The organism is Leptothoe sp. EHU-05/26/07-4, assembly GCF_043421015.1.
GTDB classification, from domain to species: domain Bacteria; phylum Cyanobacteriota; class Cyanobacteriia; order Phormidesmidales; family Phormidesmidaceae; genus Leptothoe; species Leptothoe turfae.
Map to the genome: position 1 here is coordinate 369,783 of NZ_JAXSQV010000007.1, position 16,391 is coordinate 386,173.

The 16,391-nt window shown below is 48.8% G+C and carries 16 protein-coding genes; 8 read left to right on the forward strand and 8 right to left on the reverse strand.

Features of this window, described 5'->3' with window-relative positions; genetic code table 11:
• The first annotated feature begins 65 nt into the window (after positions 1-65).
• Positions 66-842: a metal ABC transporter ATP-binding protein gene (locus U2F10_RS26125; RefSeq protein WP_163661143.1), complete on the forward strand. Its 777-nt coding sequence runs from the start codon at positions 66-68 to the stop codon at positions 840-842.
• Positions 835-1,737 (forward strand): metal ABC transporter permease, encoded by a 903-nt coding sequence (locus U2F10_RS26130; RefSeq protein ID WP_284681701.1) that lies wholly within the window; start codon positions 835-837, stop codon positions 1,735-1,737. The genes U2F10_RS26125 and U2F10_RS26130 overlap by 8 nt, the downstream gene beginning before the upstream one ends.
• Before the next feature lie 26 nt (positions 1,738-1,763).
• Here U2F10_RS26130 and U2F10_RS26135 read toward each other — a convergent pair whose 3' ends face one another.
• Both U2F10_RS26135 and U2F10_RS26140 read right to left on the reverse strand, forming a co-directional pair.
• Positions 1,764-4,280, reverse strand: a complete 2,517-nt coding sequence (locus U2F10_RS26135) for an HD family phosphohydrolase (RefSeq protein ID WP_499873718.1) — start codon at positions 4,278-4,280, stop codon at positions 1,764-1,766.
• 478 nt (positions 4,281-4,758) lie between these two features.
• Complete coding sequence (locus U2F10_RS26140) at positions 4,759-5,547, reverse strand: ADP-ribosylglycohydrolase family protein (RefSeq protein WP_499873719.1); 789 nt, start codon at positions 5,545-5,547, stop codon at positions 4,759-4,761.
• A gap of 190 nt (positions 5,548-5,737) precedes the next feature.
• Between U2F10_RS26140 and U2F10_RS26145 the strand changes: the two genes are divergently transcribed.
• Positions 5,738-6,433, forward strand: a complete 696-nt coding sequence (locus U2F10_RS26145; RefSeq protein ID WP_499873720.1) for a peptidoglycan-binding domain-containing protein — start codon at positions 5,738-5,740, stop codon at positions 6,431-6,433.
• A gap of 14 nt (positions 6,434-6,447) precedes the next feature.
• Here U2F10_RS26145 and U2F10_RS26150 read toward each other — a convergent pair whose 3' ends face one another.
• Both U2F10_RS26150 and hisF read right to left on the reverse strand, forming a co-directional pair.
• A complete protein-coding gene (locus tag U2F10_RS26150; protein WP_499873721.1) occupies positions 6,448-6,744 on the reverse strand; it encodes a hypothetical protein in 297 nt (98 codons plus the stop codon).
• 160 nt (positions 6,745-6,904) lie between these two features.
• On the reverse strand, positions 6,905-7,666 hold the full coding sequence (gene hisF, locus U2F10_RS26155) for an imidazole glycerol phosphate synthase subunit HisF (RefSeq protein ID WP_499874515.1): 762 nt from the start codon (positions 7,664-7,666) through the stop codon (positions 6,905-6,907).
• Between the two features lie 170 nt (positions 7,667-7,836).
• Here hisF and petP point away from each other — a divergent pair, with 170 nt between their 5' ends.
• From petP to psb35, 5 genes are all read left to right on the forward strand, one after another.
• Entirely contained in the window at positions 7,837-8,031 is a 195-nt protein-coding gene (gene petP, locus U2F10_RS26160; protein ID WP_036021259.1) for a cytochrome b6f subunit PetP, read from the forward strand.
• Between the two features lie 105 nt (positions 8,032-8,136).
• Complete coding sequence (locus tag U2F10_RS26165; protein WP_499057064.1) at positions 8,137-9,219, forward strand: Get3/ArsA fold putative tail anchor-mediating ATPase NosAFP; 1,083 nt, start codon at positions 8,137-8,139, stop codon at positions 9,217-9,219.
• 48 nt (positions 9,220-9,267) lie between these two features.
• On the forward strand, positions 9,268-10,284 hold the full coding sequence (gene chlG, locus U2F10_RS26170; protein WP_163661132.1) for a chlorophyll synthase ChlG: 1,017 nt from the start codon (positions 9,268-9,270) through the stop codon (positions 10,282-10,284).
• Between the two features lie 149 nt (positions 10,285-10,433).
• The gene (locus U2F10_RS26175) at positions 10,434-12,806 is read left to right on the forward strand and encodes a transglycosylase domain-containing protein (RefSeq protein ID WP_499873722.1); all 2,373 of its coding nucleotides are present in this window, start codon (positions 10,434-10,436) and stop codon (positions 12,804-12,806) included.
• Between the two features lie 88 nt (positions 12,807-12,894).
• Positions 12,895-13,110, forward strand: a complete 216-nt coding sequence (psb35, locus tag U2F10_RS26180) for a photosystem II assembly protein Psb35 (protein ID WP_163661128.1) — start codon at positions 12,895-12,897, stop codon at positions 13,108-13,110.
• An 8-nt stretch (positions 13,111-13,118) separates the two neighbouring features.
• Here the strand turns inward: psb35 and U2F10_RS26185 are convergent, their stop codons facing one another.
• From U2F10_RS26185 to U2F10_RS26200, 4 genes are all read right to left on the reverse strand, one after another.
• Positions 13,119-13,319, reverse strand: coding sequence for a hypothetical protein (locus U2F10_RS26185; RefSeq protein WP_163661126.1), 201 nt, complete (start codon positions 13,317-13,319; stop codon positions 13,119-13,121).
• Positions 13,320-13,515: 196 nt separating this feature from the next.
• A complete protein-coding gene (locus tag U2F10_RS26190; RefSeq protein ID WP_163661125.1) occupies positions 13,516-14,325 on the reverse strand; it encodes an ABC transporter permease in 810 nt (269 codons plus the stop codon).
• Positions 14,322-15,191 (reverse strand): ABC transporter permease, encoded by an 870-nt coding sequence (locus U2F10_RS26195; RefSeq protein ID WP_250564824.1) that lies wholly within the window; start codon positions 15,189-15,191, stop codon positions 14,322-14,324. Before U2F10_RS26195 ends, U2F10_RS26190 begins: the two co-directional genes overlap by 4 nt.
• Before the next feature lie 52 nt (positions 15,192-15,243).
• The gene (locus tag U2F10_RS26200) at positions 15,244-16,389 is read right to left on the reverse strand and encodes an extracellular solute-binding protein (protein ID WP_163661121.1); all 1,146 of its coding nucleotides are present in this window, start codon (positions 16,387-16,389) and stop codon (positions 15,244-15,246) included.
• Positions 16,390-16,391: the final 2 nt, after the last annotated feature.

The window sequence follows — 16,391 nt, forward strand, 5'->3', positions numbered from 1 at the left end:
TTCACATGCAATAGGTTTTGGTGGGTATTGCCCACCCTACTCTGTCCTTTACTCCTTAGCCAACGATGCGATCAGATACTTTTGGCATCACTGTCGAGAACATTAGTGTTACTTACAGCAATGCCCACCTGGCTTTGTACAACGCTAGCTGTTATGTCTACCCTGGCACGATTACGGGCTTGGTTGGTCCCAACGGTGGGGGCAAATCCACGCTGTTCAAAACCATCATGGGGTTTCTCAACCCTAATCAAGGACGAGTACACATTGACGGCCTTTCCGTAAAAATGGCGCAAAAGCGTCAGCTCATGGCCTATGTCCCCCAATCAGACGACGTGGACTGGAATTTTCCGGTGAGTGTGTCGGAGGTGGTGATGATGGGGCGTTATGGCTACATGAATATGTTGCGCATTCCTGGGCGTGAGGATCGTCGACAGGTGGCGGAGAGTTTAGACCGTGTGGGTATGGCTGATTTTCGTCAGCGGCAGATTGGCGAATTGTCGGGGGGGCAGAAAAAACGAGCATTTTTGGCGCGGGCGATGGCGCAAAATAGCCCAGTGATTTTGCTTGATGAACCGTTCACTGGGGTAGATGTGAAGACGGAAAAGCGGATTGTCAATCTACTGCTGCAATTACGTGAAGAGGGACACACGATTTTAGTGTCTACCCATGATTTGGCGTCGATTTCTACGTTTTGCGATCGCACCATTCTGCTTAACCATACTGTTCTGGCCGAAGGCACCACCGCCGATACCTTCACCGAAGAAAACCTGTCCATGACCTTTGGCGGTTTGCCATTGAGCAGTTTATCCAAGGTAAATTTATCGAGACAACGCTATGAGTAATCTATGGGCTATCAGTGGAGCAGTCTTAAGCCCCCTTTGGCAGTGGGTCAGCGAGCCACTCCAGGCTGGCTTTATGGTTAAAGCCCTGTGGGTCAGTGCCTTTGTCGGTGTCGTGTGTGCCGTCTTGTCTTGCTACATCACCCTCAATGGCTGGTCTTTAATGGGTGATGCGGTTTCCCATGCAGTAGTACCAGGTGTAGTGGTGGCCTATGCCATAGGATTACCCTTTGCCTTGGGGGCTTTTATCTTTGGGTTTGGGGCCACGGTGCTCATCGGCTATGTAAAATCCCAAACGCGACTTAAGGAAGATGCCGTCATTGGCGTGATTTTCACTGGTTTCTTTGCCTTTGGGCTGGTATTAGCCACCAGAATCCCGAGCAATGTAGACCTGTTTCATATTTTGTTTGGCAATGTGTTGGGGATTTCCCGGTCAGATATCGTGCAAACCTTAATAGCAGGTATCGTCACATTAGTGATCATTCTGCTGCGCCGTAAGGATTTGCTGCTTTTTTGTTTTGACCCTAACCATGCCAAAGCCATTGGTCTCAACACTCAGCTAATGTACTACACGCTGCTGTCGGTGCTAGCGCTGACTATTGTGACAGCCTTGCAAACAGCAGGCATTGTTTTGGTGGTTGCCCTGCTAGTGACGCCAGGAGCCACAGCCTATCTACTGACCGATAGGTTTGACCATATGCTAGCGATCTCAGTTGCTACCAGTGTGCTTTCCTGTGTTTTAGGCACCTATCTGAGCTATCACCTGGATGTTTCGACGGGGGGCAGCATTGTTGTTCTAATGACTGTTCTGTTTGGTTTAGCCATGGTGTTTGCCCCTAAGTACGGCATTTTGGGGCAACGGTTGAGGCGTCAGATGCAGGTGAGTCAAGAGCTCTAAGGGCTTATACCATTTCCTAGCCAGCCTTACCTTGCGGTTAGTGCGCCTTTGGGATAGGCGATGCGTTTGTGGTTGAACTGCTGCCACACTTGCACAAATACATTGGCGATGATGTCCATGTCTTTCCGGGTGAGGCAAGAGTCAATTAACTGTTTATCTTTCCAGCGAGCGCGAAGAATTTTGTTCACCATGGCATAGGCCTCTTCGGCGCAGGCTTCTTTGTTGAGCGATCGCAATGCCGCTTCACATGAATCTGCCAGCATGACAATGCCGGTTTCAGGAGATTGGGGAATCGGGCCATCATAGCGAAAGTCTTCTTCGCGGATCTCCATCTCAGGATTTTCCTTGGCAATTTCCTGGGCCTGATAGTAGAAGTAGCTGATCAGCATGGCTCCCTGATGCTCAGGAATAAAGGCCTGAATCGCCTTGGGGAGTCGATGTTTACGAGCCATGACTAACCCTTTTGTTACGTGCTTTTTGATAATGTCAGCGCTGACCCATGGATCGTCGATCAAATCATGTTTGTTAGGTCCTCCCATCTGGTTTTCAATGAATCCTAAAGGATCATGCATCTTGCCAATGTCGTGATAAAGCGTCCCTGCGCGGACAAGCTCAACATTGTGACCCAAGGCACGGGCAGCAGCCTCTGCCAAATTAGCCACAAACATGGTGTGTTGAAATGTGCCAGGGGCATCCGCCGCTAGACGTTTGAGGAGAGGACGATTGGGGTTGGATAATTCAGCCAGACGGATGGGGGTGACCACATCAAATACTGACTCTAGATAGGGGCTTACCCCCAGAGCAACAATACTCCAGGCGATACCGTAGACCCCAAACAGAGCTGAATCACGAATGACGGTGTACCAAAGGGAGGCGGCAACACTGTTGAACATGAGGGTCAAGACTAGGTGAATGACACCTTGGGTGAGACCGACCACACCACCTAGTAGGGCAAATTCTTCTCGCGATCGCAACCGTGGTGCAATCCATGCCCCTACCAACGCTGCGCAGGCTGCTGAAAATAGAGATAAAAAGGCGACTGAGCCCCCTACTGGTAATAGAATCACCAATAGGACAATGGTGACTGCTCCCAAAATGTAGCCATAAAAGCTACCCAGTAATAGGCCAACAGCTGGTAACCCTAAGCCAGGTATTCTCAGGGCCATTAACACAGCGACGCTGACAATGAGACACAGCACCAATAGATGATCGCGCTGCCGTAGCCCCCCTGCTTGCCAATGGTCGATCCATAGCAATAAGCCAACACCGACACTCACTAATCCACCAAAGCCAGCAAAACCTAACCAGTTAATGCGTCGCTGGGTCATATTAAAATGATCCAGCAAGACAAAATCTCCTTGGGTGATGGCCTCTCCTTTTTCGACAATCGCGTCACCCTGCTCAATAGATACAGTTACTGTTTGGACCTCATTTTCCACCTGTTCAGCCCGTAAACGCGTTTGTTCTTGATCCTCAATCAGATTAGGGCGTAAAACAGAGCTAATGATCTTGGCGGTGATTTCCTTGGCGATGGTTTCTTGGGCTAGCAGCTCATCGCGATTAAGAATAGTGGAATCTGCCAAATCTAAGGTCCCTTGGAGCTGAGTCTCGATGGCCTGCTGCCATAGTGCGATCGGTGTACCTTCATGAATACCTTGGGTCAGCATTCGATTTAAGACTAAGCGGCTGGTGGTTTGAACAGCTTGCCAACTGGGCTCACTTAAATCAAAAAGTCTGGTGTCTAATGGCTGACCACCATCACGAGTCGTCAGACTCTGTAGTTTGGGTTTAGTGGCTGCTAACTGTTGTCGATTAGCATCCACCTGACTCCGTACAGCTGCCATGGACTGGGGAGAGGTGCGGTCTCTTAGGCGTAATAGCTCGTCGAGGGCAATATGCTGATTAGTTTCTAAATTATTGAGACGTCCTTGTAGTGCGCCATTGGTTCCCTGTTGTAAGACACTGCTTGTCAGTGTGGAAATCTGAGTCAAACTCCAAATTTCCGTCCACTCCTCTGACGTGGTTTGGCGTAGATGTTGCTGGGTTCTAGTTGATAACTGAGCTGTTGAAATATAAGGGATATCACCAGCCTGCTGCCGTAACGTACTACCCTGGCTCAAGATGCCGTTGGCTTCTTCTAGAATCGCTTTTGTCTTTGCTTGATCAACCTGCAAAACAATAATAGAGCCACTGCGGGCCGCTTGGCGGTTGGCCTCAGTGGTGATCATGTCTGGCAAAGTCGCGTTGTAGGGCGCTATGAAGGTGTCGGCAGCGATAGTGCTTACAGTCAATGCCGGTTGGTTATAAAATCGCTGACCCAGTATGGCTGTCAGCAGCAACACTGTGAATACAATGGCAATTTGAGTTTGGTTGAAGGGATTGTGACGGGAAATAACGTAACGCCCCGTCGAATCATTGCCTGACTTGGTAGACTGACGGATTGATGTATTAGATCTTTGACGCAAAGACGTCGAAACTTGAGGTAACTGAGTTTTGCACCAGCCAACCGAAGTACGCAAACGTTGCCAAACTGCTTTGACCATGAATGTCACCGACTGCATGAAAGGCCTCAACAACCAAGGCTGCCATTATGAGCTACAGGTGTGAAACACCGCTGATTTAGTGGCCTAATAGCGTTAGACACCTGATAAAGGTGATGGAGGGCAATAAATTGCCCCTGGAAGTACCCTAGATGTCTCAAACAATCAACAGTCAACGCTTTGGTTTATTAGGGCTCATTAACTAGAACGTTGGCCATATTCTTATAGATTCTGTTGAGCTAATAATTACCCATACATTGTCTAAAAGAACGCATTTGAATCCTACGATTCAGTGCTGAACATGCACCCTAAACAACACTGTGCCAATCTGAGTCGGTCAGTGTTACTAACTTTAAATAAGCAGTCGCCTAAGCGTACCACTCTTTTCATCCTCAGCTTTAATGGGCAACTGTGTTGGAAGATGCTTAGCATACCCATGCAGCTATTATAGCTAGCTCTATTTTAAGAGAGGGGGCAGAGCCTATAAATCTAGGGGGAATACTTCGCAGTTGGCTGAAATATTAGCAATACCAGCCCAATGGCGATAGAGTTTGCTAGCAATTTGCTCAAGGGAATGCCTTTGCTCAGGGGGGATTGTCAGTATCCACCTAGTTGGAATAACCGACATACCGCCCCAAGCGCCAAGTAAACAGCCAATCATTGCTGGTATTGGTGTGACGATGTCTGGGTGTGCGATCGCTAAGGCCAAATTTTCTCGGTAACTTAGGGATTGTTGGATGGCTAATACCATGATCGCTGAGGGCTGAGGATCCAGCGCTTCAAGATTGAGTGTGGGTGACGGGGGATCTAAGCACTCGATGATGTGCTGGGCTTGGGGTATAAGACTGGCTGGATAGTCGGATAGCTGTTGGCTGAGGTGCTGACTCAGCAATGGAGGTGAGTGTTGAGTGACTGGATTGTAGTGCATGAGCCATGCTAAGCAGTCACCCAATATGCCAAGAGTTGCCATAGTCTCAGTCACACTTATAGCCTCGGTGTGATGGCCTGACTCTATGATTTGCGCTAGCCAACGATGACGGGCATCGCTGTTATCGTGATGATGTAACAACCAGGGTAGCCCTAGGAGCGGATTAGCATCTGTGGGTGTTGGCTGCAATAGGTTTTGCTGTATACCGTGCAGCCATGATTGATATAGGGGGCTCTCATGGAGAGGCAGCCACGGGCCTCGATAACCAGCCCCATAGCTATGGCCTAGATAGGCTCCCATCAGACTCCCGTGAAATTTAGCGGCGATTGATATAGTCGGCATAGTTTCTCTGGAGTAAGACTGAGCAGATTGTAATGAACCCAATAACGTTACAGGGCTTATGTCTAATACCTAGAAATATCAATTTATCTGGACGCAATCAGCATGCTGTGCCATCGTATTGTTTAACTTTGACTGGGCGTTAAACTTGATTGGTCTATGCCCATGCCACACATTATGGTGAGCTCTTCACATGAAACGTTGGGGTTTATTTACGATCTCTAATCTTTGTTTGTCAGCAGCTGTTGCGGGATTGATGTCAACAGTTGTATTGGCGGAAATAGAGGGTTCATCCCCAGAGCAAAGCGATGAATTGAATGCTGCCGGAACTACTTCCCTCAAACAAGCAGGTTCAGTTTTAGGACCGGGCAGTACAGGTTCTGACGTCAAAAGAGTGCAGGCGATGTTAGCGCTGATGGGCTACTATTCCGGTGCTGTAGATGGTACCTATGAACAGATGACCCTGGAAGCTGTTCGTCAATTTCAAGTCGATGCGGGATTGGCTGCGGATGGATTGGTCGGACCTTTAACATGGCGTCGGTTATTGCCCACACCAGAAAATTTGACAGAGCCTATCGAACCGCAGGTTTCCGCAGACGCAACTGACGAGACAGCAACCGTGTCAGATGATGATAGCAACGACGATTCATTGGCTGAAGACACCATCGTTGCGACGGCAGGCAATGTGCCAATTTTGCAGCTAGATGATTCTGGAGTTGATGTTAGCCGTTTACAAAATCGTTTGGCTGACCTCAATCTTTACCAAGGGCCTATTGATGGTGTGTTTGGTTTTCTCACAGAGGAAGCAGTACAGGAGTTTCAACGTCGAGTCGGCTTAGAGGTAGATGGTGTCGTTGGGCCAGCTACCTGGTCAGAACTATTCAAGTAACAGTATTAAGGCTGCTACTTAGGTAAGCTTGCTACATCAAGTGAGTACAGCTCAGCATCTAAGGACGATATCTGTTCATCCAATATTAGGAAACCAGACGGATATTGGTCTTTCAATAAAAGCTCACTCTGGTGCATGTACACCATGTAATCGCTCATAAGAAAGTAAACACCGACCATGGCGGCGGCAGCAGACGCCACCAAAAAACCTGCCAGCATGAGAGAGAACTCTTGGCTGACTAAAGCCCTATCCATGAGACGTAGGGCCCAAAAAACTAAACCGGTAACGATGGCTATTATGAGAAGAGTCATCGATTAAGAAGTAAGTAGGCCTTAAAGATTTACTATTATCTTTTACATATTGTAACAGAGTTATCATAAAAGCACCTTGTCTAACGGCAATATTTTATAAGTCCGAAAGAATTGGTTGAAGTATCTGATGTATAAGGTTTTTGAGAACTCGAATCTGGCCTTAGGGCCTGATGGTTACGTTTTTTTCTGCTAAATGAGTTTTAATTTCTGCGACTGTAAGCTCACCGTAATGTAGCAGGGATGCCAGTAGGGCCGCTTCTGCTTGACCCCTGGTTAGTGCTTCATGAATATGTTCACAGGTTCCAGCCCCCCCTGATGCGATCACTGGAACGCTCACTACTTCAGCGATGGTGCGGGTCAGATCTAGGTCGTATCCGGCTTTAGTGCCGTCAGCATCCATACTTGTCACCAGCAGTTCACCAGCACCTCGGTCGACAACATCTTGAGCCCATGCGATCGCATCTAGCCCAGTATTTTCTCGACCACCCCGCACAAAGACATCCCACCCTGAGTTATCAGAGCGGCGTTTGGCATCAATGGCAACCACAATGCACTGACTACCAAAGCGATCGCTGGCTGTTTGAATAAAGTCAGGATTACGAACAGCGGCAGAGTTGATGCTGACCTTATCTGCTCCAGCTCGTAAAAGGGCCTTGATGGTTTCAACCGAATTAACGCCACCCCCGACGGTCAGAGGAATAAAGACCTGCTCTGCCGTCCGATAGACGACATCAAAAATGATGTTGCGATCTTCATGGGTGGCTGTAATGTCCAGAAAGACTAGCTCGTCGGCTCCTGCTGCGTTATAGGCTTGAGCGAGCTCAACTGGATCGCCTGCATCCTTCAGCTCTACGAAATTAATGCCTTTCACAACGCGACCCGCTTTGACGTCAAGACAGGGCAAAATTCGCTTAGCCAGCATAGGTGCTTCCGTAAAGTAGACAAAAAATAAATAGAGCGCTCGCTGGCATGGCTCCAGCAACAGTTCTTCAGGATAGCTTACAAAGAGCAAGACACTGATAGACTGAGGATTAGTTTTAATTCTTAATATTTGTCAATCTTACCCAGAGAGGAGAATCTTGGAGTATGGCTTTGGATATCGGACAAAAGGTAAAAGTTGTACGCGTACGAGATCGGGTGTCTGATAACGTTGCCAAGCGTCTAGGGCAAGAGGGCACGATTACTCAGTTCAAAATGGTTGATGGCAGTGGTGTGGGCGTTGTCGTTGAGTTTTCAGATCAGTTTTCTAGCTGGTTTTTTGAAGATGAACTGAAGCAAACGACCTAAGCCGTTATTGAGCATGTCTGTTTGACTATTACATAGGGGCACCTATTTCTAGGTGCCCCTAATTAGAGTTGTTCAGATCATCCGCTAGTTCTGTATTTATCACTGATGGCGCTAATTCTTACGTTTTTAGGCAAGGGAGGCAGTGGTCGCTCAACATCTGCGATCGCAACCGCCAAAAAACTATCGACCCAGGGGCAGCGTGTGTTGCTGGTCACTGAAGATGCTGGGCCAGGGTTTGGTCTGCTTTTAGGCCATGCTGTTACAGCCGCCCCTAAGCCAGTGTCTCCGACTTTATCGGTGGTTCAGCTGCAATTTACACAGCTCCTGGGACAAAATTGGGAGCAGTTAAAAAAGCTTGAAGCCCAATATCTAAGGGATCCCTTTTTCAAAGCCGTATATGGTCAAGAGCTGAGTTTGTTGCCAGGGATGGACCAGGCGCTTACCCTCAATGCGCTGCGGGAATACGATGCCAGCAGCGACTATGATGTCATCGTCCATGATGGTCCAGGAAATCAGGCGAGTCTACGAATGTGGGGGATGCCAGCGGGCATAGACTGGTACTTCCGACGATTCAAGCAAGTATTCCAGGAATCACAATTCTCTAAATCAGTAATGCCCTTTGTGCAGCCCATTGCTGGTGCAGTGCTTAGCGGTGGTATGTCTGGTGATTTATTTGACCAGCCCCAAGTGGCGGAAAGTACAAATCTGGTAGTTAAGGGCATTGCTGCCGTTAAAGACCCGATGCGAGTGCGAGCTTATCTGGTATCTACCGGTGAGCAGGTTGCGATCGCAACTGCTCGCTACCTTTGGGGGGCCGCTCAGCAAATAGAAATGACTGTGGGTGGAGTCTTGCTGAATCGTGCTGATACTAGTCAAGATTTTGAGCCTTTGCCGGTCCATACGTTGCCTCAGTCCAGCGACTGGCAGCCTTTGATGAATTCTTTGCCAGATTATATGGCGGCTCCTTCAGTGCCAGCCCCTGTAGAGATTGATTTATCTAGTAATACCGTCCGTCTGTTTTTACCAAGCTTTGATAAAAAACAGATTCAGCTCACTCAATATGGCCCAGAAGTCACCATTGAAGCTGGGGACCAGCGTCGGAACTTAAGCCTGCCGAAGTCTTTGAACGGTCGTTCGGTGACTGGAGCTAAGTTTCAATCTGGCTATCTCATCTTGACCTTTGGGTAAGGTTTTGATCATTTCTTTGTTAATACCACTGCTAATACCTTCGAAGCTATGGCTGACAATTCTTCTCCAGTAACGTCCAGCGCCGATGACCAGGTATCGGCAGCATCAGAAGGTTCCAAGGCTCGTCAGCTATTGGGGATGAAAGGTGCCGCCGATGGTGAAACGTCTATTTGGAAAATTCGTCTGCAGTTAATGAAGCCAATCACCTGGATTCCTCTGATTTGGGGCGTCCTTTGTGGTGCGGCCTCATCAGGGCATTTTGTCTGGAGTGTGGACCATGTGTTGGCATCCTTAGCCTGCATGTTGATGGCAGGACCTCTGCTGACAGGGTATACCCAGACCATCAATGATTATTACGATCGAGAGCTAGATGCCATTAACGAGCCTTATCGTCCTATCCCCTCTGGGGCAATTGCCCTCGGGCAGGTGCAGCTGCAAATTTGGGTGTTGTTGCTGGGGGGAATAGCAGTCGCCTACGGTTTGGACCGTTGGGCAAGTCATGATTTTCCGATTTTGACAGCGCTGGCAATAGGCGGTTCATTTGTGTCATACATCTACTCTGCTCCACCGCTTAAGCTCAAGCAGAATGGTTGGCTTGGTAACTATGCCCTAGGTGCTAGCTACATTGCTTTGCCATGGTGGGCGGGACATGCTCTGTTTGGTCAGCTTAATCCCACTGTCGTTGTGCTGACATTGCTCTACAGCATGGCTGGTCTAGGGATTGCTGTTGTCAATGACTTTAAGAGTGTTGAGGGTGACGAGGCTCTGGGCCTTAAGTCTTTACCAGTGATGTTTGGTGTGGGGACTGCCGCTTGGATCTGTGTCCTAATGATCGATATTTTCCAAGCCGGCATGGCCACTTACCTGATCGCTATTCACAAGAATCTCTATGCAGTGCTTTTAATCTTGATGATTATTCCGCAAATAACCTTTCAAGACATGTATTTTCTGCGGGATCCGTTGGCTAATGACGTGAAATATCAGGCAAGTGCTCAGCCATTTTTAGTAATTGGTATGCTGATTTTGGGTTTGGCGCTTGGCCACACTGATTATTTGGTGAGTTAGGTCAGATTCTGATAGCCTTTTTGGAGGTGTGTCAAGATATGTCAACCAGGTTTTGTTAGTTTCAGGTGCAAATTCTCATCGCAAAGCGAACCAACGGGTGCTAACAAGGTAACCATTTTTGAAAATGGGTTAGGTAGGGTTTCTTTAACGTGGCTAATTGGATTGGCAAAGTCAAAAATGATCGGTTTAAAACAGCTTCTGTAGGTGCTACTAAAGTTGTTAAACAGAAACGGCCTAAGCCTCTCTATAAGAGCGTTTTGTTTTGGCTGGCGCTGTTGGCAGGAGCTGGTATAGCTGGGCCAGCAGCCCGTGGCTATCGATTTTGGCAAGAAGCCGATGCCAATTTGCCCAATGTGTCCGATGCTTTGACCTTTGAGCGTACGGGTACCATCACCATTAAGGCCGATGATGGTAGTGTTCTTCAAAAAATTGGTCCGGCGACCCAGGAATATCTGGAGTTTGACGATATTCCAGATACGTTAGTCCAGGGGTTTATTGCCTCTGAAGATCGTCGGTTTTACGAGCACAATGGCATTGACTACAAGGGTATTGCTCGGGCCATTAACTCTAACCTGCGTAATCGGCAGTTGTTAGAAGGGGCCAGCACAATTACGCAGCAGGTCGCCCGGATCATATTTTTGGACCAAGACCGGAGCTTTCAGCGAAAGTTTCGAGAAGCCTTACTTGCCAATAAATTAGAGCAAGAATTAGGCAAAGAGAAAATCCTAGAGCGCTACCTAAATCTGGTGTATTTAGGGGCAGGTGCCTACGGCGTGGCCGATGCTGCCTGGATTTATTTTGGTAAGACGGTTGAAGAGCTGACGGTTTCGGAAATTGCTCTGATTGCGGGCATGGCTCCTGCTCCCAGCTTTTACTCGCCGCTGGTGGATGAAGCGGCGGCCCGTCAGCAGCGGGATAAAGTCATTAGTCGGATGCTGGAAAATGGAGTGATTTCTCAGGCCCAGGCCGATACAGCTTATGAGAGTGAGGTAACGACTACGCCCAACGAGCCTAAGTTTCTCTATAGTGAGTTTCCCTACTTCACTATTTATGTGCAGAAGCAATTGCCTCAGCTGATTTCTCAAGACGAGATTGAGGCAGGTGGTCTAGTGGTGGAAACTAGCTTGAACCCTAAATGGCAGCGGGCGGCTGAAACCACACTGGAAGAAGTCTTGGAAGAGTATAGTGGCTGGCAGCGCTTTGAGCAAGGGTCAATTGTTGCGCTGAATCCTAAGACTGGTCAGGTTCATGCAATGGTGGGGGGCACTGACTTCGAGGACAGTCAGTTTAATCGGGTTACTCAAGCTCAGCGCCAGCCTGGTTCTACGTTTAAGGCATTTGTTTATAGTGCTGCGATCGCAAGCGGCATGTCTCCCTATAAGGGCTATGTTGACGCCCGCTATGTTGTCGATGGTTATGAGCCTAAAAACTACGGCGATCGCTTTAGCGGTAACGTTGAACTCCGTAGGGCGTTAGCATCCTCCATTAACATTGTGGCCGTTAAGGTTCTGGTGGAAGTTGGCTTTGAACCCGTGATTGCCTTAGCTAAACGGATGGGCATTAAATCAGATTTATTGCCCGCTTATTCCTTGGCCTTAGGGTCTTCAGAGGTGAATTTGCTGGAGCTTACAAATGCTTACGGTACATTAGCTGCCAATGGTAAATATGTGGAGGCCCACGGCATTAAGCGAATCACCAACCGTACTGGCGAAGTGCTGTATGAGTTTGTCGATGAGCCTAAGGCGGCCATTGATGAAACCTCCGCCGCCATCATGACCTGGATGATGCGCAGTGTAGTTGACGGTGGCACTGGTAGCAACGCCTATATTAGTGGTCGACAAATAGCAGGAAAAACAGGAACCTCTGAGAAAAATCGAGATCTGTGGTTTATCGGTTTTACGCCTCAGCTGGTGGTGGGTGTTTGGTTTGGTAATGATGATAGTAGCCCCACTCGCGGGGCAAGTAGTACAGCGGCTTACGCCTGGCGGCAGTTTGTTTCTCAATTCATTGAAGATCTGCCAGTGGAAAAATTCCCAGAACTACCCCGTTTGTCAGGTCGGAAGGGGTCAATTGAGGCAAAACCCATAAAACCAAGGAAAGTTGTGGCAGACAAGGCAGGCAGCCGTTCTTCGAGTGAACCTGAGCCCCAAGCTTCCCCTCCACAGCGTTCAGAACCTGAACCTGTCGAAAATTCAGCCCCAGCAGCGGCATCTTCCGAGCCTGCAGCTCCAAGAAGACAACCGGAAGTGGGTCGTAGCAGTCGTCCGGCCCCAGCACCTGCTCCTGTTGCTCCGGCCCCGGCCCCGGCCCCGACTGTTCCAGCGGTTACGTCATCTGACCCTGAGCCAGTGGCTGCCCCCGCGCCGATTGCGCCAGAGCCTGCTCCTGTTGCTCCGGCCCCAACTCCAGAACCCTCGGCTCCAGCGGCCCCGGCGGCTCCGGCCCCAGCTCCGGCGGCCCCGGCCCCAGCTCCAGTTGCGCCAGCGCCAAGTCCAGTGGATTCAGGAGCGTCTGCGGAGTAAAATATAAAATGTAAATAATTGCTTAGATGCGTTGCGTTTTTTGCGCGTTTATATAATTTAAGCATCTTAGAAGAGGTTAGGCTGGTTTATGGCATTTTTGTTCGGGGAAGTAGGTGCATCGGGCATCCCCATGTATTACTTTCAATTAGTTTACGTAGTTGGCTTTATTGCTGCTGTTGTAATTGGCTCGCTCGCTTGGTACAACTCCAAGCGTCCTCCAGGTTGGGAAGATGCGGCACGTCCTGACTTTATACCCGATGTGGAAGCTAAGGATGTAGAGAGTCAGGAAAGCGATCAAGCCTAGGTCTGAGTTTAGTCAATCACTCGTAGGCGACCTTGGCTGATCGCCTCAAAGATTTTTTGTACCTGTGCCTGTTCATGGCTGTTGAGTTGTGCTTTGCCGAGCAATGATGCCATCAGTGCCTGTTGAGTTTCGCGATTGATTCGGCGACGATTGAGGATTGTTTGCATGAGACCCTCTAGGGACTGGGTCGTAGCTTTGTGGTTTAGCATGGCATTGGCTCGAAGGACAACTACAGGAAACAGAAATTAGTGAGTTATAAAGTCTTTGAAGAGAACTTTTATGTCTACTCCTAATATGCTCTCTGGGCAAGGTTTTCACCGTGATTTTTAGTGTCTAAACCTGTGATCCTTGGCACGCTTTTAGGTGATTTAATTCAAGTTAAATAAAAGTATATTCAGAAGATTTTTAGGCATTATCACTTTTGCAGCGAAAATACTCTGAGAGTGCGGCAATCAAACCTGAGACGAGAATGAGTAACACGCTCAAGGCATTGATGTCAGGTTTAATACCCGTTTTGACACGACTGAAAATTTCAATTGGTAGCGGATTTGCCCCACCTGCAGTGAAGCTAGAAATCAGTAGGTCGTCCATGCTTAGAACAAAGGCTAGCAAACACCCTGACAAAATGGCTGGTGTTAGCTGCGGGATTAAGACTTTGATTAGGGCTTGGGTAGGGGTGGCACCTAGATCTAAGGCGGCTTCTTCTAGGTTGGGATCTAATCCCTTGAGGCGGCTAGAGACAACAATGGCAATGTAGGCCAAGCAGAACACCATGTGGGCGGCTATGGCTGTCCATAAACTCAGTGGGATGGCTACAGATGCTAAGAAGACCAGTGTAGCGACTGCGATCGCAATATCTGGAATAATTAGCGGCAAATAGGAAATGCCGGTATACAGCGATTTACCTGGAAATCGATACTTCGATAACCCCACGGCCATTAACGTGCCGAGCACCGAAGAGACCGCAACAGCGCACAGGGCAATTTTGAGACTATCGCCCAGGGCAAAAAACAGCCGCTCATCACCTAGCAACTTGCGATACCAGGTGAGGCTAAACCCCTTCCAAATAGCGCCATACCGCGACTCATTAAAGCTGTACACTCCCAAAATAATAATGGGGATGTACATAAAGCTGTACATGGCCAGGGTCAGCATGGCCTGCCATGACGGGAGCTTGCGTTCAGTTTTCTGATTGGTAGAGGCAGCAGGTTTCATGAATAAAGCTCAGGGTTGCGATCGCCATATTTGAGTAAAAGTGCGATCGCTAAGCTCACCATCAAGATCAACACCATACTCAGTGCAGAACCAAATCCCCAATTACGAGCTACTCCCAAAAACTGGTTATAGATCAATCGGGAGATAGTCATACTGTTGGGACCTCCCAGCAGAGTGGGCACCACAAAATCACCCAGGCTGGTAACAAACACCAGCAAGCAGCCAGCCGCAATTCCTGGCATGGTTTGAGGCACAGTGACGCGCCAAAACGCTATGCGCGGATTTGCGCCTAGGTCGGCAGCTGCTTCCAGGAGCTGCAAATCTAACCGCTCCAGAGAGGCATATAAAATTAGCACCATATAGGGCAGAAAACTATAGGTCATGCCGATATACACGGCCCAGGGTGTATTCATCAAGTCTTGAGTTGGTAATCCCAGGGTGCTCAAGACCAGGTTAATCACCCCAGATCGTCTGAGTAGCGTGATCCATGCATAGGTGCGCAGCAATGATGATGTCCAAAGGGGCAAAATAAATAGCACCAATAGCAAGTTCCGCCATCGCTTAGGTGCCATGAGGGCTAGCCAGTAGGCCACTGGAAAGCCCAGGAGTAAGCACAATAATGTGGTGCCCATTGCAAATGTAGCTGAGCGCTGTAAAACCTGTAGATAAGTAGGTTCTAAAATTCTGAGATAGTTGAGTAGGCCATAACCTTCAATTGCCTCGCCTGGTCTCAGGCCGGGTACCAGGCTCAACTCTCCAATCAACAAGGTTGGCAGCACAATTAACAGCAACAGCCATATCCCTGCTGGTCCTAATAATCCTAACGGCCTTACACTAGCCCTGAGCTTCTGTCCAATGGTGGCCATATTCAGGGCTTTTGGTAAGGCCGCTGTTGGTCCAATACCTCTATCCATTACTTTAGGCGCTGGTAACTTTAGTCCAGTACTCGTCGTAAAGGGCGTTAGCCTCACCAACCGGAGCAATGCCTTCGCACTTGGCTAGGATATCCTCGGGAGGGAATAAATTTTTATTGTCCAGAAGCTCTTGGGAGAGCATCGTCATCGCTTCTCCATTAGGCGTGGCAAAGAACAAACGCTCTACCGTATCTTTTGAAACCTGGGGCTGTAGGTTGAAATTAATCCACTCATATGCCGCCTCCACATTAGGCGCAGATGTGGGAATCACAATGGTGTCTGTCCAAACCGAGGAGCCACTTTCTGGAATCACGTACTTGAAATTGGGGTTTTCAAGACTGACTGGGATACCTTCTACTGAATACACCATGGACAGTAATAAGTCACCGCTCAGTAGTTCGTCTTGCCAGCCAAATGACTTGAATGATGCTAGAGAAGGCTTGAGCTCAAGCAGTTTCTGGTAGGCCTCTTCTAGTTGGGCAGGGTCAGTGGCGTTATAGGAATATCCCAAGGAGCTAAGAACTGCCCCCATGGTTTCGCGCACATCGTCAAGCATGGTCATTTTGCGCGATAGGACGTCACTGTTATCCCAGAGATAATCCCAATCTGTAGGTGCTGTAGTCAGGACTTCAGAGTTATAAAGCAGACCTGTGGTGCCCCAGCTGTAAGGAATGCTGTGAGTATTGTCTTCATCGTATACAGGGCTCTTCCACTTCTCCCGCATTTTGTCTAAGCCTACGAGTCGAGACTTATCCAATTCGGTGAGCATACCTAGACCGATCATCTCAGTGACCATGTAGTCTGACGGATAAAGCAAACTGTAGTTCGCTCCACCACCGGCCTGCATCTTAGCCAACATGGTTTCATTGGAATCATAGACGTCGATTTTGACTTCTATTCCAGTGGCTTCAGTGAACTGTGCAGCGAGTTCATCGTCTGTATAATCAGCCCACGTATAAATGTGTAGTGTGCCAGAGGCTGGGGCTGAATCAGTCGTATCAGCACTGGGGGGTGTTTCGGTGGTCTCGCCGATGGTGCGGCGACAGTTCGACAGACCGACTCCAGCTAGGGCTGCTACAGAGCCTTGCAAAAAACGGCGACGAGACGTACGCGAAAACAAAGATGAATTGCGGGATAGTCGGCGGGGCACAG